Source organism: Paenibacillus gyeongsangnamensis (assembly GCF_027533625.1).
Taxonomy (GTDB): Bacteria; Bacillota; Bacilli; order Paenibacillales; family NBRC-103111; genus Paenibacillus_G; species Paenibacillus_G gyeongsangnamensis.
Window position 1 is genome coordinate 36460 of the sequence record NZ_JAQAGZ010000001.1, and the last position, 18694, is coordinate 55153.

Here is an 18694-nt window from a genome sequence, read left to right on the forward strand (position 1 = left end):
CGATCGATCCTTGAAAGCGACCATGAATTGAGAATCGCACAAGCTGCAAGCCACACATGCCTAGAGATATCCCAATTTAAGCGAAATAATTATGACAGGATCAGGAGCCGCGGCGACCTGCTCCTGATCGGGTGATGACTGGGACATGTTGGATACGTGAACCTTCAATTTTTTTGGTCCCTAAAAGTAGACTGAGCAATAGTACATTTACGATAGTTCAACTAACCGCCTTATAATAGGCGGTTTTTCTTTTGTTTAAAAATAAGGCTATGTTATTTCATAATGTTGATATTTGATGGTTAAGTTCATTCATTTTATAATAAGAAATGGTTCAGATACTTAGACAGCAAGGAATATAAGAACACTGTGTCAAATAAGAAAAAATATGTTAGTCACTTCTTGCCTGGAGGAAAACAATGAATAGCTATGAATGCTATGTGGATTTCACTGCGCCTTTGAGCAAGGTGTACGAGGCTTTGACCACCACTGAGGGCTTACGTGGATGGTGGACAAGTGACTGTGATGTGAGTACGCAAGTGGGGCAAGTGTCCACGTCTAGATTTGGCGAGACGTTCAATCAGATGAGGATTGAAGCTCTGGAGCCAAACAATCTAGTGCATTGGTATTGTATCGGTCAATATCATCATGCTGATGAGTTGACTATTAAAGATGAGTGGAAGGGCACTAATGTGATATTTACGTTATCAAAGAACGATATCGGAGGTGCAGTTAGACTGAATAGTAGACACAGATTATACTAGATTCAATAACTTGAGTGAGGGAGCCTGTGTCTATGAAAAAGGTCGAACACGATGAGACGTACAAGAAGCAGACGGTGCAATATATCAAGGAGAGTGGGAAGTCAGTAGCCGAGATCGGTCGTGAATTAAAGATTAACGCCAATACCTTGTATGGCTGGATAAAAAAGTATGGCAGAGAGCCGGAGATCGCTGCAGTACAAGCTTTTAAATCCGAAGATCATCGACTTAAAGAATTACAAAAGCAGATTCGTGATCTCCAGGAGGAGAACGAGATTTTAAAAAAGGCGATGCACTTCTTCGCGAAAGACCGTCGGTAAGATATACGTTCATCCATGAACACCGCTCCGAGTATCGACTGGAGAAGATGTGCAATATCTTGGAAGTTTCTCGTAGCGGCTATTACAAGTGGTTAGGGCGCCCTGAGAGTGAACGCAAACGTCAGCACAAGGAATGGACGGAGCAGGTCAAAGAAGTGTATGACAAATCCAGACAGCTCTACGGAAGTCCCAAAGTGACCCAACAATTGAATAAGAATGGCGTATCGATCTCCGAGCGAACCGTCACTCGTATTATGAAAGAGAATGGGATCCGATCGAGAACGGTAAAGAAATACAAAGCAACAACCAACTCCAAACACTCCCTACCGGTTCAAGAGAACGTGCTGAATCGGGAGTTTACTGCAAGTAAGCCAAACGAAAAGTGGGTAACGGACATTACCTACGGTACGCCCAGCTAACTGAGTTCCTGCAACGGAACGCAGTTACTTGAGCATGATTGGAATGCATGCCGAATTTTTTTTTACAGGCATGCCCTTCTTCTGCTGTGAGAAGAAGTGAGCCGAAGCGGCGGTGACTTACCGACACTGGTAAGGTGACGTAGTCCGCAGGAAACGGGGCTTGAGGCGAAGCGGTTACGCCAAGATGAGTTTCTAGGCTGAGCATGGGACGGTTGAGGAACACGAACCTATTAAACCGCATCTGAGGGTTGAAATGTCACCCCTGCCTACACCGCTTAACAGGCAGGTCGCGGACTGACCTCCGTTAGTCGTATTGACGGCGATCACGAATGCTAGTCAAATATGTACGTTGACCAGCAAGGATTCAAGGAGAGTGCACAGCTAGATCTTGATGTCCGCGGCGACTTGCAGAAAGCAAGGATAAAGACTGCGATAGGCAACCTCGCCCATGTGCGGAGTCCAACATGTGAACTGGGGAAGGTTTGCACAGATGTTAAGGGAGTGTGCCCCCGATGATGTGCAAGCTGACGGAGCCTCCGTAGTAGTCTGAGACCGGGAAAGCCGGTTACATGGCGAAGGGAGGCAGTTTAAGTGGTTTGCTTGGCTCATTAACTGACCCTAGTGAGGTGAAGACCTTTGATAATCAGCGAAATGCAAAGCAAACTGGCGACATGGTCAATAGAAAATAAAGAACGCAAGTTTGACAGACTCTTAAGACTTGTTGCTGGCAGGTCTTGGCTTAGCGAAGCGGCTAGAATCACGCTGGCTTCCAGCGGATCCCGAACACCAGGCGTGGATGGTATCGATAAACGCAAAATGGAAGAACGACTCGATCTTGAACTGGAGATCATTCGCCACGAATTGCTGACTGGCTCGTACAGTCCGCTACCCGCCCGCCGCGTGTATATCCCCAAAGCGAATGGCAAGCTTAGACCGTTAGGTATTCCTTGCCTACGAGACCGAATTGTGCAAAGGGCCATGTTGATGGCAATGGAACCCATATGGGAGAGCGATTTTCATCCAGTTTCCTATGGATTCAGACCGGCGCGTAGCGTCCACCATGCGATACGAACCGTCAAAATGCAACTACAAGACGGTAATGAACAACATGCGGCGACCGCCGGCCGTTGGGTAATCGAAGGAGATTTGGCGAGTTACTTCGATACCGTACACCATCGTCTGCTTATGAAGGCTATCCGTAAACGCATTGCCGACCAACGATTTCTTGCCCTGCTCTGGAAGATGATTAAGGCAGGCTGCATTGATCGCGGCCTATTCCGTGCTGCAAGTGAAGGTGTTCCGCAAGGCGGGGTCATCTCCCCACTGCTGTCCAATATTATGTTACACGAATTCGATCAATGGATGGAAGCGAAATATTTGAACAAGAAAGTACGGAAAGACCGTTGGGCATGGAACTTCGGCATTCTTAAAGAACGTCCGATTGCCATACGAGAATCTCGGCAATGGAAACCTGCGATATCTTACTGTCGTTACGCGGATGACTTCGTTGTGGTAGTTAAAGGAACCAAAGCGCATGCGGAAGAAGTGCGTGAAGCATGTCGGGAGTTTCTTGAAGACCAACTGAAACTCACGCTAAATATGGAAAAGACGCATATTACGCATGTTAATGACGGCTTTGTATTCCTCGGCCATCGCATTATTCGCAAACGGGGGTCACGTGGTCGTATGCGGCCTGTGACGACGATTCCGTGGGAGAAGTACCGCCGCTTTTCCGAGAAATTAGTCAAGCAACTGTCAGGAAACTACGGCGTGAATGTAATGGATCTGGTCGAAAGCCTAAACCGACAAATTGCGGGTTGGGCAAACTTCTACCAATATACCGACCATACGGCGACTATATTCAGAACCGGGCTGATATTCGAATACCACCAAGATTGATCGTACAATTTTCTGGAAGCTCGGATACTGGCTGGCTCGAAAGTACAAACGTGGCTTCAGATCGCTGATGCGAGATCATGTCCGATCACCCGAGAAGGGCAAAGCCAAGATTTGGGTTCTGCAGGGCCAGAACAGTCGCGGCTTTTATGGAGAACTGGCGCTAAGAAGGCTTATAACCAGCCGAAAAGCATGGTTCACGTGGAGAAATCCGGCCGAAAATCCGTACATCCTGCGAGTAGAGAAAAGCCGTACATTGGAATCACGCTATGAAGATGTCGCCTTTGCTTTGAGCAACGCTTAAATGGAGAGCCGGATGCGCTGAGAGGTGCAAGTCCGGTTCGGGAAGGAGAGGCAGGGAAATAGCTCGACTACGCCCTGACTCTTACTTCACTTTCGACGAATGAAGGCTGGCTCTATTTGGCGAGCGTAATGGACCTATACTCACGTAAAATCGTGGGCTGGCACATGAGTGAGCGGATGACGAAAGAGCTTGTTCTACAGGCTTTAAAGCAGGCATACGGACGACAGCATCCAGAACAGGGGTTGATACATCACTCGGACCGCGGTAGCCAATACGCCTCCTTAGATTATCAAAAGCAGCTCCAAATTTACGAGATGATTGGCAGCATGAGCCGTAAAGGGAACTGCTACGATAACGCCTGTATTGAGTCGTTTCACAGTGTCCTGAAGAAGGAACTGATTTACCTTAATAAGTATGAGACGCGAGAAGAAGCGAAGAAGAGCATCTTTGAGTACATCGAGGTGTTCTATAATAATCAGCGCATCCATTCTTCTATTGATTACAATACGCCATCTGATTACGAACGTACGTACCTGATTCAGGCGGCTTAATATATAAATCTGTGTCTACTATCTTGACAGAAGTCCAGAGGTACCTATCTCGTATTTAGACATCAAGGCTTAACCCCAGTTCTTGAGTGTTACGAAATATGCAATAAAGGTTGGACCCATTTTATCAAAGTTAGTTTAAAGGGATATGTAGAAACAGGGGTGGGACAGCCGTTTATGGAACAGCAATAACAATATTTCGTGAATTAAAGTAACATAAACGATTTAATTAACCGCCTTTTCATTGGGCGGTTTTTTCTTTGATCGAAAATCAACAATTAGATATAACACAGTCAAAAATAAAAAGAAATATCAATTCCAAACAAATCATTTTGTGAAATATTTTTTCTCAATTTAAGCCACTTTTCCCGGTTTAAACCCGTAAATTTAGAGTCTCATACCCTTATCCTCGCCAATGCATAGTTTTTCATTGATTTACGTCAGTGCCGCCCTTGACACGGAGCCTCTGCGGGCATGATTTCTCGCGATAGGGCGATGCGGGTCATGAAGCATCGCGAGGCTTGCAGCCTATCATGCCCACCCCTCCCTGTAAAGGGCTTTACCCATCCACTATACCTTGATTACAAATGGCTTGACGGCTTGCAGACGTATAGCTTGAAGAAATTCCGATGGAGATAGATCATACAAGCTGCCATGAATCCGCCGCTGGTTGTAAAACAGCAGATAGTCGGAAACAATACGGTAAGCATCCTGGTAACTGTCGAACTCATGTCTGGATAGACAGTCTTGCTCCAAGATGGCGTGAAACGCTTCAATGTGTGCATTTTTATTTGGTGTTTTCGGTGGAATCCGCTCGTGCTCCACTTTCAGGTTCAGGCACGCTTCTTCAAAGGCATGGCTGATGAATTGTGGGCCGTTATCTGTGCGAATCACCGGCCGTTGTTCTTTTTCAAAGAGCTGTCGTTTCCACAGCGCCCGCTGCAGAATCTGCGCGGCATGCTTGCCTTCGCAAGAGAGACCCATATGGTAATCGATGATGGAACGATCATATACATCTATGATGCTGAGTAAGAAAAAGAAACGCTGCTCTACTGCAATATAGCCGTACTTTACGTCCATTTCCCAAAGCTGATTCGAGGCACGGATTTCCCTGTTGTTCGCCAGTTTTCTCGGGTAATGGATTCGCTTCCGACGCTGGGGCTGCAGGATATCGAGTTCCTGGCATAGTCGGTATACTTTTTTCTTGTTGATAACGAGTCCATATTGCCGTTTCAGGCATAAGGTTAACTTGCGGTAGCCGTAAATCGACTCGTCTCCCGTAATGAGCTCCATCAGCCATTCCTTGATCTGCTCATCGCTAACCGGTTGCTGCTTCTGATCCAAGGAAAACCCGGGGATCGGGCGTCCGCCGTTATACACGCGTTGTGACTTGAGGTGCTTTTTTCGATAGTAATAGGTCTGCTCGCTGACGCCGACGATTCGCAGCACTACGGCAGCTGCATATCCCCGCGCAATCCATGTGTCGGCAATCTCTATTTTGTCCGATAGGCGGGGTTCGCCTTTTTTACAAGGTCACGCAGGATCGCTATCTCCAGATCCTTCTCACCAAGAAGCTTTTTCAACTTGTCGTTCTCATGTTCCAACTCTTGAAATTCCTTGGGTGATGGCGTATAAGCCGTTATTTTTTTGGCTTCCGGAGCGGTCTTTTTCCAATCTGTTTGTTTGGATTGACGAATCCATCGGGATAACATCTTGCCGTCAATTCCATGACGTCTTGCGACTTGACTGGCATTTCCGGCTTCAAGTGCTTCTTGGATGAGCTGTTGTTTGAATTCCATGCTGTAACTCTTTCGCTGCATCGTTCATCCCTCCACTAGTGTTATTTACATTGTAGTGGATAAGGTGAAAGGACTCAAAGGTAAATTCGGGGCTTTAGAGTTCCCTTTAAACCAAATGATTGCGTATTCCGGTAATGTTTGGACACTCATTCCGAAAAGATTTGGACACCTATTCCGGTAATATGTAGACAGTCATTCCGAAAAGTATTGGACACTCAATCCGGAAATGTTTGGACAGTTTTTCTTTCCAGTTTCCCCTCTCAAGATGGCATCCACTTTTAGCAAAGGTGCTGTTTCCAAAAGCAACGGGAAGACCGAAGAAGCGTACAGAACCCGACTGGAATCACTTGTATCAGGAGTCCAAGAGAAAAGGGGTCACCCTGCAGCTTCTCTGGCTCGAGTACAAGAACCAAAACCCGGAGGGCTATCAGTACAGTCAGTTTTGCGAGCGGTTTAACCAGTGGAGGAAGACGCAACAGCTCACACTTCGGCAAGAACACAAGGCCGGCGAAAAGCTATTCATCGACTACGCAGGTCCCACAATCCCCGTAATCGATGTTGAAACCGGTGAAATTAAAGAAGCTCAGTTGTTCGTTGCCACTCTTGGAGCCAGCAACTACACCTATGTAGAGGCCCAGTGGGGACAAGATCTCCAATCCTTCATCAACGGCCACGTACGAGCATTTCAGTTCTTTGGCGCTGTCCCTGAGCTTCTCGTACCGGATAATCTGAAAGCCGCCGTAAAGCAAGCCGACCGTTATGAACCTGGGATCACTCGCACGTATTACGAGCTCGCGTCCCACTATGGTTGCGCTATCCTGCCTGCAAGGCCACGCAAACCAAAGGATTATACCGAAGATTTAGTTATCCCGAAGTATTCTTGCAAGGCCATTTAAAAAGCTGCCTTTTATCGTAAAAGGCAGCACTCGTTGGTAAAATAATTCGGGATAATCATTCCGCTCGTTCTACTTCAGTCCACACAGATGAAGTAGCAATTCTTCATTATCTTGCCAAACAGGAGTATCCTTCGGAACATCATTGTTTACATATGTTTTCTCAAGAGCGGCTTTTAACATCGAAGTATCGACTGAAGCGTAGATATCAGTCGTGTTTACGCTAGTGTGTCCCAGAAAATCTTTAATGTAGGAAAGTGGCATTCCCGTCTGGTATAAATGCATGGCACGCGTGTGCCGAAACAGATGAGGATGTACTCGTTCGGGAACTTCCGGACAAACGAGTCTGGCAGATGCTCCGTAACGATTCAGGAAACTTGCGACATTGTCCGAGGACATTTTTCCGGTCTTGCCTTTAATAACCGTGTAAAAGAGCAGATCATTGTTATGCATGGTTTCCGGATGGAAGTGCTTCATATACAAGTTGAGATGCTGTATAGTTTTTTTCAGTAGTGGAACCGCACGTGTTTTTTGTCCTTTGCCCGTAAGGTAGACGCAAGGCACGCTATCATTCAGGTGCAAATCCTTTAATCGGAGATCCAATACCTCTTGAATGCGGGCACCGGTATCATATAGAAAAATCATGAAGAATCGGTCACGGATACCGCGGCGAGTATTCTCATCAGGCTGTTGAAACAAGGTTGACAATGCTTTTTCGGACATATAGGTAATGGCCGCGCTGGGCGCTTTTTTCAATGGTACTTTGCTGAGTTCCATGTAGGCTAGCATGAGCGAAGCATCTTCCTGTGCCGCATACTTGAAGAAGGATTTTAATGCTGCCAGCCTGTGATTCCTTGTGGATGCGCTGCATTTACGTTTGGTTTGAAGCCAATCCAAAAACTCTCCGATGAGTACATGATTGAGCCTATCAAAGGTGATTTTGGAAAACGAGAGTCCTTTTTGTTCCTTCATAAAAGTTCTCAGCAGATGAATTGTATCCCGGTAGGCTTTCACCGTGTTTTCAATGCAGCATCGGTTCTTTGGCAGATAAACCAGGAGAAAATTGCGCACATATTTAAAAAAACGATCATCAACCTTCATCCTGTAACCTCCGGAATCAAATACGAGAATCGTTCCTCGGCTTCAGAAGTCAGAACAGGGAAGAATTCCGGAACCAGATGCAGGTAGTAGTCGGTCTCCATTAAATGCTCATGGCCGAGATACATTGAGAGGTACGGTAAATATGCATTCAAGTCCTTCTTTTCCATAACCCACTGATTCAGCCGATTTACGGCAAACGTGTGACGGAAATCATGCACACGCGGAGGGTTTCCACTGACACTGACTATGCCAGTCTTGTTCCAAAAATCATGGAAGGTATAACCTGAAAAATCCTTTCTGTAGCGATGCCCGCGATGATTCGGAAAAAAATAGGTTCGATCGGGAAAGATGTAACTGACTTTTTCATGATAGACCCTACAGAGCTGTAGAATATCCTCGGACAACATAACCGTTCTGTCCTTATGCCCTTTGGACTGACGGATGGTAAGTTTACCTGTCGTCAGGTCAACATGCTCGACTTTCAACTTGGTAACTCTGAGGAACGTAAGCCACAACAGTACAGTACCCGAAATATGACAGGTACAACCAAATGTCGTGCTGGACTGTTTTGGTTGTATTCGCATTGATCTAATGCGAAGAAAAATGCCTTCAATTCTTGCTTCGTGTAAATGTGTGGAATGTACCTGATTCCTTTTGCCGGTATGCCTGAAGGAACCACATACGCCTCTACTCCGACGCTGTTCAGATACTTTGCAAATTGGCGAATTGGAGTAATCCTGCGAATAAGCGTGTTCACATGCTCATCTGGTCGTTGTTCCGCCCAGTGCATGACCAGTTCACGGGTAAGTTGCCTTTCTTGCGGATAATGTTCCATACAAAATCGATCAAATGCCTTCAGCCGTTTTTGACATTCTTCATATGGAAATCCAACTGCGCGCTTTTGCTGAATGAAATCTTCCAGTTGTCTCTTAAAGTTGCTGGAGAACATGCCGCTCATTTCCATTCTTCCTTTGCAACTTCGATCCCATTCATCCCCAAGGCGCATGCACGAAGATGCTCCAAATCGGTTGAAAGATATATTTTGGTTGTATCCTTGTTAGCGTGGCCAAGAATACTGGATATAATCGGCTGCGGCGTCTCGGCGGCCAAAAGCCGGGCTGCGACAGAATGCCTTAAACAATGGGGGCCTCGTCGTTCTCCTTTGCCTTGTCTGATCCCAGCTTCTTTCATGCAGCTGCTGATCACCTGGTACAAACCAGCATTTTGTGAAATTTGGGTATACGGTGCCTGACTACGCAGAAATACATAGGGGTCCAGTGATTTTGGCGTGAACTAATATTCGGACTCATAAGAATGAGTGTTGAAACTAGGATTTATTTACGACAGACAAGTTATTTTACGCTATGTGGGATAGTTAGTTTCTATATTCGTTATACATACCTGACGATAACATATTCAGTTGTTATAAGTTTCCAAACTTCTTATGATGTGGTATGATACTCGCATCTACGTATGTGGGGGAAATTATGACATTATGACAAGATTAATTTATATGAACGCAGGAGATAAAATTATGGAATGTCTGGAAAACGAGAACATTCCTTTTTGTGATGTCCTAAAACGGAGTTTATTGAGTCTGCTTTCCAAAATTTGTATATATGAAGAAGAGGAAGTTAAGATCAGGCCAATGATCTTAGTTGCTAGAAACTTAGATTCAATGATTTCTAAAATTCCTAGTCTATTCCTTGAAACAGTCCGTATTAGTGATGGATGTGATATTACTGGAAAAGATATGATGAAGCAATTAAAAGCCATTATTCCTTTTTGTAATAATGGCTGGACTGCATATATAAATATAATAGAAGATAGTCATATAAGTTACGGAGTAATAAGATCTTTTGGTTTAAAGACTAATTCATTTACAGATCTAATTTTTTCTTTAGCAGATAGTGAAGATGGCGGATTGTTATATTTTTCTGTCAAAGGCAAAACTGAAATCTTCCTAAAAGGTCTTAAAACTGTAGATCAGGTAATTGATACGAGATTTATTTCTAGTGAAGGTATAGGTGAGCAAACAAATGCTGTTGATATGCTGCTGGAAGATATAACAAGAGGGGTAACATCCCAAAAATTGAGTGAGATAAAAATTCTTTACTCAAAGCTGCTTCAGTTAACTTTACAAAAAGTACATGGCACAATTTGTACAGTTATCAAAAAGGATGTCAATTTAAACGATATTGCATTATTTAAAGATGGAATAAGATTTTCCGAAATAATTGATTTAACAGAATATGCTGAAAAAGCGTTAATGGAAAAAGCTGATTCTAGTGAATTAGAAAAATATTATGCCATATCTGGTCTTATGCTTGAAATGATGAACGTAGATGGCATTACCATAATTGACGAGGCTGGACGAATAAGAGGGTATAATATTTTTGTTGAATCACAACAGGGTATTGAAATAACTGGCGGGGCTAGAACGAGGGCTGCACATACGATTGTACAGTCTAAGAATAAAAACATAGTAGGGGTCTACCTGCAGTCTCAGGATGGCAATGCTTCTTATTGGAGGAATGATCTATGAGTTTTTCTCAAGATGGCAGTATGGTGCTTTGGCAAGCTAACACAATAAATACTATTTCATTAATTGATGCAGATAAAGCAAATGAGATTATACCTTATGCTATCGGGTTAAGAGACAAAGAAAAAAGTAAGATAGTCCAAGCTTTTGATGCAAGATTATATGATATGGCTACAGAATATACTTGGAAAAGAACAATTAATAAATTAAAATCCTCAGTATTAAAGTTAGGTATTGATTTTGTGTTAGAGATGCTCGGAAGACCGAATACCAGTGCTGATAACCCTGAAGATTCATTAACTGAGACAGATATTATTAATCTTTCTGCTGACTTGGGGATAATCGACAGAACGGCTAAACTCCTTATGCTCCAGCAAATTGATCTAATAAACCATTTTACTGATCCAGATGTTGACAGTGATATGCCTAAATTAATTGCATTAAGCTGTCTGTCAACTTGTGTTCAGTATGTTCTGGGTCAAAATAACGAAACAGACATTGAATTCAATAACTTTAGAGATAGATTATATAAGGAATCTTTAGCTGATGATGATAGTTTGTTTATCTTGCTGGATGATTCACCATATTTTTATAAACGTACAGTGATTCGCACCCTTCTTAGTCTAATTAAGAATTCAAGGGGCGGCGAACGTGACAATGTATTGCATAATTTTGATCGTTTTATTCCAAGGTTGTGGGACAAAATCTCTGGTGAAGATAAATGGTCGATAGGGAACACGTATGCAGAAGCAATAAGTAACGGGGATATTAAAGAAGCTTCATATTTTAAAAATGTATTAACCAAAGTAAAAGGTTTTGATTATGTCCCTGAAACTTTAAGGTCTCAGACATTCATTGAGATCGCACATGATTTGCAAAGAGCTCATCTTAACTTCAATAATTTTTATAATGAGCCAAGTGCAGCTAGAAAATTAGAAGAACTAGGTACAATACCTTCTCCTGCATTCGGGACATGTATGACAGCAATTTTGATGTGTAAACTTGGCAACTCGTATGGGATATCAGATAGTGCTCAGCCTTATCTGAATAGAATGCTAAGTAGAGTATCGGATGTTAGATGGAAATATTACCTAGATGAAGTGCTTTTGAACGAGAGTAATATTTTAATTAAACTGTTGAGAGATAAACCCTATAAAAATTGGTTTGAGTTAATTAGTGAGTTTAAATTGAATGATTTGTCATTGGACAACCAAAATGTACGAAGGTTAATTGAACTTTCTGTTTCTGGTAAGCGACCACTAGTCGAAAAGATAGTAAATGAATATTTACAGTAAATTATAAAAATGGCAAAGAAACCTGTCTGAAAGAGAGGCCACTGAAGAACTTACTGTTTTTCTTCTTCGGCGGCAAGCTCATAATCAAAGAAGACATCTACCCAAATTTTTGGGGAGATGTCTTCTTTTTTAGGTCTTATTCGGGGATATCAACCCTAGATTTCAATCCGTTAATTTCAATATTCGCTTTAGATTCACTGCAAATATGGACATGGCTCCTTGCAATTGCATACCAAGCAGACCCGAGGATGTGGCGACATCGTACCCGTGTCCGTGTTTGAGTTCACTGTTTTTGGCTTCAATTTTGTAGCGTTCCTTGGCTTTTACTTTGAAATACTCCGTTTCTTGGAATGCCATTTGTTCCGAATGCTCGTCGGACTTAATGCTCACAGAGTAGGTTTTGCTTTTAGCACCCTCTTTGTAGCAGCCTTCCTTTAGCGGACAACGCTTGCATTTCTCGATGTCGAAAAAGTAGGTGTCCGTCTGGTTCGCGCCAACGCCTTTCTTGCCTTGCCGAGCCTTTCGAATAGCCATATGTTTTCGTCAAGATAATTTTGAGCCACTGCGATTAAATCAAAACTGAGCCATTCTGAAAATTTTTCATTACATGTCCATTCTTTTTATAGGTGTGTCTTATTACACCCCTTTTTTTGGAAGCATAATTTTGCCACAGTAAATTGGAAGCATAAGCATGTCAAAACGGCAAACTTATGGGTTAAGTGACAGTGTCCTCCATAAAAATTTGTATAAGTCAAGATCGCACATCACGGCAGCAAAACCTCTCTCTACCCGCTTCGAAACTTAATTTGTAACTATATATTGCAGTCCTTATTTTCACTTCAAAACTTAATTTGTAACTAAAAAAAGAGTGATTTTCCTGCAAACCCTTGATAACACTGACTTTATTCACTTCAAAACATATTTGTCACCCGACAATTGAGTCGAATTCTTTTATAAGAATTTAAAGAGTTAGTCAAAAAGAAAGGTCTTCAAAAGTTAATAATCCCGGTACGTCCAAGTTTTAAAATGGATTATCCGTTAGTACCTTTTGAAGATTACATCTACAAGAAACGAGAGGACGGCTCGCCATTTGATCCATGGATTCGAACACACTGGAAGATGGGGGCAAAAATCATAAAGCCAATCCCTCATGCCTTCAATGTTAAAGATTAAGGAATGGGAAGAATGGACGGCGGTTTAGATAATAAAATTTCTGGTAATAATTATTATTATAACATGATTATTTGAATAGGAGACAAATGAATGGAACAGAAGGAACAATTAATAACAGAGGCATTTGAACTTGATGTTAGTGTTGAAGGATTAAGACCACAAATTAGACTTGTTATAGATCCACTTACTAGGGAAATCATGGGATTTGACTTGTTAACTAAACTAGAGTGATGTTATCGGAAGTAAACAATACTGAATAATTTAATAGTTCTCTTGCTATGTTGCAACATGTATCTAACATCTATCATTGCAAGACTCTTTTATTTGTAATTGGATAAAATGTAATTATTGAAGCTTTCAAATTATAAATAACTTGTAATAAATAATACTTTCAAGAACCTCGATGAAGTATGTATTACTTAATGTTGAATTTTAATAGAGAAGGTTTGATAGAGCTTAGCTCGGCTTCGTTAATATACATTTCCTTTATGAAATATTTGGAATTTACAATATCAATAGCGTTTAAATTATGAAAAAAGTGCTTTTTTATTTTTGGAACTCATCCCAAATAGGATAGCTTAGTAGAGAAAAAGTAATACTAGAAAAAAATTTATCAAACAATGGTATAAATAAAAACGCGATACCGAAAAATGGTATCGTGTTTTTTATTGTTTCTTTTTACATGGCTGATTTGCTTATAAAAATCATGCATTTACATGAATAATAATACGGTTTCTCAGTAGTGGATAGTCTCAACAATTATGAAAAAATGGATCTTCCTGAAAAGTATACCTTTATATATTTATCATTAATTATGAAAACGACCCTTGTTAAATCAACGATTCTCAAGTTAATTTTCTCAATAATTATGACGCCACACACTTGGTGTGTGTTGTCATAATTGCTGAGAGTATTTTCAAAATTAGAGAGAGAGATAATCATAGTAATTGAGAAATGAATAATTATGCATGAATATGCATATCAACGCAAGGGTTTCTTCACACTAGCTGGTGTGCACGACGATGAGGTGGATTTCTGGTTCTGCTTGGCGAACGAGATTACTTGGGGCAAAAATATAATGCCGTGGTAACGTTGACGCATCAAGGTTTTTTGAACTCATATTTCTCTGTAATTCTGACAACACACACGGCTATATGTGTGGTGTCAGATCGAATATTTTGTGATAAGAACGGAAACAGATATTTCGCTAGAATTTCTTTTGAAAATGTGGGTTCTATGATTTAGTGGGCAAGTGACTTTGTTGCTAAGGGACTATCGGATTGTTTCATAAAAAGATCCATCTTGACATCTCGAAATATACTGTGTATTCTCATTATGTGTTTACTCAATATAATAATACACCATTAAGTGAGCTATCCGCTAAGGAGGCCAAATGGTAGAAAGAGGGTGTCGCGAATATTCTAACTGTTATAGTACAAAGTCTTTTGATTCTTGTTTTTTTCTTTAGCAGTCTGAGTAAAATTGCTGGTGCGACCATGCAGGTCGAAGCGTTTAATCATTTAAAGCTGCCACAATGGTTCAGAACATTTACAGGATTTGTACAATTGATTGGCGTTGCAGGACTGATTGCGGGCTTTTGGAATAAGGTTTTCTCTCAATATCAACATTATGGATAGCTTGTACGATGCTGTGGATGGGCAGTCTGCAGCGAACACCGCCGCGACGGCCAACGCAACGTACGACTACTATGCGAACGGGCAGGTAAAGTCGATTACGTACCCGACTTTGGCTGACGGCACAGTCTTAAAGAGAGTCTATGATTTACCTTACTGTAGAAGAGAGAAGAGTTTTTTGTAGATACACAGATTAAATTCATTCTTTACCATCTAACGTACTAACGTACAAGGTTGAATCCACTTGAGATTATGTCTTTAAGAAGAGACATGAGCAGATTGAAAAAGCAATTAACATGTCTGCATAAATATTTTTTAAGAATAGACTCATAGAGATTTAATCACATATAAATAAGGAGACAAAATCATGACAAAATTCCCCCAAAGGTTGTATGACCCTGTTAAAATCGGAGCGTGGCATCTGCACACACGCACGGCAATGGCTCCTATGACTCGCTGCTTTGCTGATGATCAAACAGGAGTTATTACTCCTGAGGTAGTAGAATATTATCGTAAGCGAGCTGCAGATGGAGTCGGATTGATTATTACTGAGGGCGTTGTCATTAGCCCACGTGCGAAGGGAAATCCTGGAGTACCCGGTATTTATACAGCAGAACAAATTACTGCTTGGAAAAAAGTGACCGAAGCGGTTCATAAAGAGGGTGGAACGATTATTGCGCAGATTTGGCATGTAGGTCGTGCATCTCATCATGAATTAACTGCTGGTATGCTTCCCCAAGCCCCTTCTGCTATTCGTGCCGAAGGTCTTATACCACGTTTTCGTAAACCTTATGATATGCCAGAAGAAATGAGCAAGGATGATATTAAAGAAGTAATCAATCAGTTTGCACAGGCAGCCAAAAACGCCATTGAAGCTGGTTTTGATGGTGTGGAGATTCACGGTGCTCATGAGTACCTAATCAGCCAATTCAATTGGGAAGGTACCAACAAACGGACAGACAAATATGGTGGTGACTTAAAAGAGCGGCTTACCCTTATGAAAGAAGTGTTCGGTGCAGTGATTGATGCAATTGGTACAGATCGTACCATTATGCGTTTTTCTACATTCGGAACCGGTAATCCTCTCGATATGTGGGAAGATCCTGAATTGACAATCCGTACTTTTGTAGAAGCGTTTAAAAAAGTAGGAGCAACTATCATTCATCCATCTACTATGGATTTCACTCAAGTGATAGCTGACGGAAAAACCTTGCATCAGCTCGTCAGAAAGTATTGGGATGGTGTAATCATCGGTGTAGGTAATTTAACTGCCGAAACAGCTGAACAAGCTTTGGAAGAAGGAACAATTGATCTGGCTGCATTTGGTCGTCCGCTTATTGCCAATCCAGATTTTCTAAATCGTATTAAGCATGGTGAAGAACTCATTGAATATGATGGAGCGAAACATCTTCCTATCCTTATCTGAAAGTGTAAAAAAAAGGAATATAAAATCCTTCTAAAATGCGGTTCGTAACGGCGGTTTTATATTATGTTGTGGGCTATCCGCTAAGGAAACCAAACGGTAGAAAGAGGGAGTCGCGAATATTCTAACTGTTATAGTACAAAGTCTTTTGATTCTTGTTTTTTTCTTTAGCATTCTGAGTAAAATTGCTGGTGCGACCATGCAGGTCGAAGCGTTTAATCATTTAAAGCTGCCACAATGGTTCAGAACATTTACAGGATTTGTGCAATTGATTGGCGTTGCAGGACTGATTGCGGGCTTTTGGAATAAAGGTTCTCTCTCAATATCAACATTATGGATAGCTTGTACGATGCTAGGTGCTATATTGTTTCATTTACGCGTTGGTGACCCGTTGAAGCGATGGGCTGCTCCGTTACTTTTAATGATAGTATCCATTACATTATCATTTTTATACTTTTCCGAGCTAAGAGATGTTTTCATCTGAAATGTTTTTTTTATTATATCCACAATCCATCAGGAGATGACAAATAATGAGTACTGTTCTTTTTGTAAAAGCTAATAATCGTCCTATTGAACAAGCGGTGAGCATGCAATTGTACGATTCCTTTCGCAAAGCTTATATCGAATCCCATCTTAAGGATACAATTCTCGAATTGGATTTGTTTCACGAAAACCTTCCTTATTTTGATGGACAAATGCTCAGCGGAATTTTCAAAGCAGCTCAAGGAATGCAACTTACGTCAAAAGAAGCTGAACTGAAAGATATTGCAGACCGCTATCTTGATCAATTTTTAAGCGTTGATAAAATCGTATTCGGTTTTCCGCTGTGGAATATGACGGTGCCGGCAGTGCTTCTTACTTATATCAATTATTTGAGTCGGGCAGGAAAAACGTTCAAATATACTTCTCAAGGTTCTATCGGACTAGCGGGAGACAAAAAGGTTGCATTGTTATGTGCAAGAGGTGGCGATTATTCCGAAGAACCATTGGCTTCAAACGAAATGGCTGTAAATTATGTTACCAGAATTATGAAGTTATACGGAATTCACGATATCACAACCGTTATTATCGAGGGGCACCATCAATATTCTGATAGGAGTGAAAACATTATTCAAGCTGGTATTCGTAACGCACGCGATGCCGCCAAGTTATTTTAAGAATAAAAAGAGGCAACCCAAGTTATTGATGCAGGGTTGCCTTTCTCATATCTCATGGTTAATTCAAATCATCTTCGCAAGCACTGGGTAGTTCCTTTTCGTTAAATAGATGTAACAACAATTCCAGGAACTGTGAGCGTTGCTCCTGTGTTAGGCCTTGAACTAACTTTTCTGCTATTTCTGTCTGTTTCGAAAGAGCTTCACTTAGATGGGCCTGTGCCAGTTCCGTAAGCTGAAGACGAGTTGCCCTGCGGTCCGTCGGATCAGGAGATCGGATAAGGAGGTTATCTTTTTCAAGCGCGTCTACTAAGTCGGTAACGGTTCTTGCTTGAATACCCAGTTTAGCCGCCAATTCATTCATTCGGATTTTTCCTACCTCCGATACAGTAGACAGCACGCGTAAGCGGGGACCGGTTATTTGAAAAGGGATGTCAAGTGAAGAAAATTGCGTCTTAAATTCTCTTTGGATAGAGTGAGTCGCTCTAACCAATATATGAATAACATCAATCGCTTGAGGATCTTTGAAATGGATTGACATATGAACAGGGCTCCTTTTATTAATAATGATTGGATACTTACGATTTCTGTACACTTGTTCTTTAATAATTCATTATAACCCGATTAGTTTGATGAAGTCACTAATACAACTATAACTTCTTCCGAATGTGCATCCTTAGTAATGAAAAAACAGGGGGAGGGAATAATTATGAATGATACAGCGGTAAAGAATGGTGATAGGCTGCTGCGTATTCTGGTCGTTGCATTGATATTCTCTGTCATGAACGGGACGATGTTTAAAACGTTCGGACTTATTCTTTTTGCCTTTGGCTCTTTCGTTGGTATGCTAGCTTTCGATTACTGGATGGTTGTTCTCGGTCGTGTACTGCAAGCTTCCGGGGCCGGGGTACTTCCCGCGACAGCGATGATAATTCCCACTCGATATTTCGCTCCCGAGAAGCGCGGAAGAGCGCTTGGTACATCGGCAATCGGACTTGCTCTCGGCAGTGCACTTGGACCGATTATCGCGGGTTTGATCTCGAACTTCGGAAGTTGGAGGCTGCTATTCGTCGTCGGGGCAATCATGCTGGCTTTATTTATCGTGAGAGTCCGTGCGGTATCCAATCCTTTTAATCAGCCGGAAATCTTTGCAAATAGAAGCTTCTCTTAACATACCTCCAGTTGGCGATATCAAACCGCTGAAAGGTTAAGTCGGCTTGTATTGTAACAGATTCCATCATCGTTTTGATGAAGGGATTTTTTTTGAACCAAAGCAGGTTTTACAAAAATTCAACATGTCGATGATACCCTCATAACAATACGGTTGTATTCTAATAATGACAAGTGAATATATAAGTTTGGGTTGGAGATATAAGAAACCTATAGTGAGATGAACCATTCTTTTGGTCTTCTCTTGCTATAGGTTTTTTTGCTT

Annotated in this window: 16 protein-coding genes and 5 pseudogenes; 14 read left to right on the forward strand and 7 right to left on the reverse strand. The window is 41.7% G+C overall.

All coding sequences use genetic code 11. The features are described from left to right. Window positions 1–416 precede the first annotated feature (416 nt). From O9H85_RS37610 to O9H85_RS00195, 5 genes and pseudogenes are all read left to right on the forward strand, one after another. Window positions 417–761, forward strand: a complete 345-nt coding sequence (locus O9H85_RS37610) for an SRPBCC family protein (RefSeq protein ID WP_409348073.1) — start codon at window positions 417–419, stop codon at window positions 759–761. A 32-nt stretch (window positions 762–793) separates the two neighbouring features. Beyond that, on the forward strand, window positions 794–1078 hold the full coding sequence (locus tag O9H85_RS00180; protein ID WP_269879257.1) for a transposase: 285 nt from the start codon (window positions 794–796) through the stop codon (window positions 1076–1078). A gap of 47 nt (window positions 1079–1125) precedes the next feature. Beyond that, window positions 1126–1482: pseudogene (locus O9H85_RS00185) on the forward strand (IS3 family transposase); the annotation flags it as partial. Between the two features lie 651 nt (window positions 1483–2133). Continuing rightward, the gene (ltrA, locus tag O9H85_RS00190) at window positions 2134–3396 is read left to right on the forward strand and encodes a group II intron reverse transcriptase/maturase (protein ID WP_269879259.1); all 1263 of its coding nucleotides are present in this window, start codon (window positions 2134–2136) and stop codon (window positions 3394–3396) included. A gap of 381 nt (window positions 3397–3777) precedes the next feature. After that, window positions 3778–4248: pseudogene (locus O9H85_RS00195) on the forward strand (IS3 family transposase); the annotation flags it as partial. A gap of 567 nt (window positions 4249–4815) precedes the next feature. On the opposite strand, the gene O9H85_RS00200 reads toward O9H85_RS00195, so the two are convergent. Further along, window positions 4816–6065 (reverse strand): IS3 family transposase gene (locus tag O9H85_RS00200; protein ID WP_269879260.1). Its coding sequence is split into 2 segments (ribosomal slippage): window positions 4816–5756 and window positions 5756–6065, totalling 1251 coding nucleotides; the frame shifts between segments, so codons are not numbered across the junction. 209 nt (window positions 6066–6274) lie between these two features. Between O9H85_RS00200 and istA the strand changes: the two genes are divergently transcribed. Beyond that, the gene (istA, locus tag O9H85_RS00205) at window positions 6275–6940 is read left to right on the forward strand and encodes an IS21 family transposase (RefSeq protein ID WP_269879261.1); all 666 of its coding nucleotides are present in this window, start codon (window positions 6275–6277) and stop codon (window positions 6938–6940) included. Window positions 6941–7009: 69 nt separating this feature from the next. Here istA and O9H85_RS00210 read toward each other — a convergent pair whose 3' ends face one another. From O9H85_RS00210 to O9H85_RS37615, 4 genes are read right to left on the reverse strand one after another with little or no spacing between them, the layout of a single operon-like run. Continuing rightward, a complete protein-coding gene (locus tag O9H85_RS00210) occupies window positions 7010–8038 on the reverse strand; it encodes a tyrosine-type recombinase/integrase (RefSeq protein ID WP_269879262.1) in 1029 nt (342 codons plus the stop codon). Continuing rightward, complete coding sequence (locus O9H85_RS00215) at window positions 8035–8523, reverse strand: tyrosine-type recombinase/integrase (RefSeq protein ID WP_269879263.1); 489 nt, start codon at window positions 8521–8523, stop codon at window positions 8035–8037. The genes O9H85_RS00210 and O9H85_RS00215 overlap by 4 nt, the downstream gene beginning before the upstream one ends. Then, the gene (locus O9H85_RS00220; RefSeq protein WP_269879264.1) at window positions 8520–8996 is read right to left on the reverse strand and encodes a hypothetical protein; all 477 of its coding nucleotides are present in this window, start codon (window positions 8994–8996) and stop codon (window positions 8520–8522) included. Before O9H85_RS00220 ends, O9H85_RS00215 begins: the two co-directional genes overlap by 4 nt. Beyond that, a complete protein-coding gene (locus tag O9H85_RS37615) occupies window positions 8993–9244 on the reverse strand; it encodes a tyrosine-type recombinase/integrase (protein ID WP_409348074.1) in 252 nt (83 codons plus the stop codon). Before O9H85_RS37615 ends, O9H85_RS00220 begins: the two co-directional genes overlap by 4 nt. 328 nt (window positions 9245–9572) lie before the next feature. Between O9H85_RS37615 and O9H85_RS00225 the strand changes: the two genes are divergently transcribed. Beyond that, window positions 9573–10583 (forward strand): hypothetical protein, encoded by a 1011-nt coding sequence (locus tag O9H85_RS00225; RefSeq protein WP_269879265.1) that lies wholly within the window; start codon window positions 9573–9575, stop codon window positions 10581–10583. Further along, window positions 10580–11875, forward strand: coding sequence for a hypothetical protein (locus tag O9H85_RS00230; RefSeq protein ID WP_269879266.1), 1296 nt, complete (start codon window positions 10580–10582; stop codon window positions 11873–11875). Before O9H85_RS00225 ends, O9H85_RS00230 begins: the two co-directional genes overlap by 4 nt. 162 nt (window positions 11876–12037) lie before the next feature. Here O9H85_RS00230 and O9H85_RS00235 read toward each other — a convergent pair. Next, a pseudogene (locus O9H85_RS00235) lies at window positions 12038–12412 on the reverse strand (transposase); the annotation flags it as partial. A gap of 726 nt (window positions 12413–13138) precedes the next feature. Between O9H85_RS00235 and O9H85_RS00240 the strand changes: the two are divergent. From O9H85_RS00240 to O9H85_RS00260, 5 genes and pseudogenes are all read left to right on the forward strand, one after another. Beyond that, entirely contained in the window at window positions 13139–13279 is a 141-nt protein-coding gene (locus tag O9H85_RS00240) for a hypothetical protein (RefSeq protein ID WP_269879267.1), read from the forward strand. A 1214-nt stretch (window positions 13280–14493) separates the two neighbouring features. Beyond that, a complete protein-coding gene (locus O9H85_RS00245) occupies window positions 14494–14685 on the forward strand; it encodes a DoxX family protein (protein ID WP_269879268.1) in 192 nt (63 codons plus the stop codon). A gap of 382 nt (window positions 14686–15067) precedes the next feature. Beyond that, window positions 15068–16108, forward strand: a pseudogene (locus tag O9H85_RS00250) (alkene reductase); the annotation flags it as partial. A gap of 145 nt (window positions 16109–16253) precedes the next feature. Further along, window positions 16254–16589: a DoxX family protein gene (locus O9H85_RS00255; protein WP_409348076.1), complete on the forward strand. Its 336-nt coding sequence runs from the start codon at window positions 16254–16256 to the stop codon at window positions 16587–16589. A 46-nt stretch (window positions 16590–16635) separates the two neighbouring features. Further along, a complete protein-coding gene (locus tag O9H85_RS00260) occupies window positions 16636–17262 on the forward strand; it encodes an FMN-dependent NADH-azoreductase (protein ID WP_269879269.1) in 627 nt (208 codons plus the stop codon). 58 nt (window positions 17263–17320) lie between these two features. Here O9H85_RS00260 and O9H85_RS00265 read toward each other — a convergent pair whose 3' ends face one another. Continuing rightward, window positions 17321–17800, reverse strand: coding sequence for a MarR family winged helix-turn-helix transcriptional regulator (locus O9H85_RS00265; RefSeq protein WP_269879270.1), 480 nt, complete (start codon window positions 17798–17800; stop codon window positions 17321–17323). Window positions 17801–17968: 168 nt separating this feature from the next. Between O9H85_RS00265 and O9H85_RS00270 the strand changes: the two are divergent. Further along, a pseudogene (locus O9H85_RS00270) lies at window positions 17969–18427 on the forward strand (MFS transporter); the annotation flags it as partial. Between the last annotated feature and the right edge of the window lie 267 nt (window positions 18428–18694).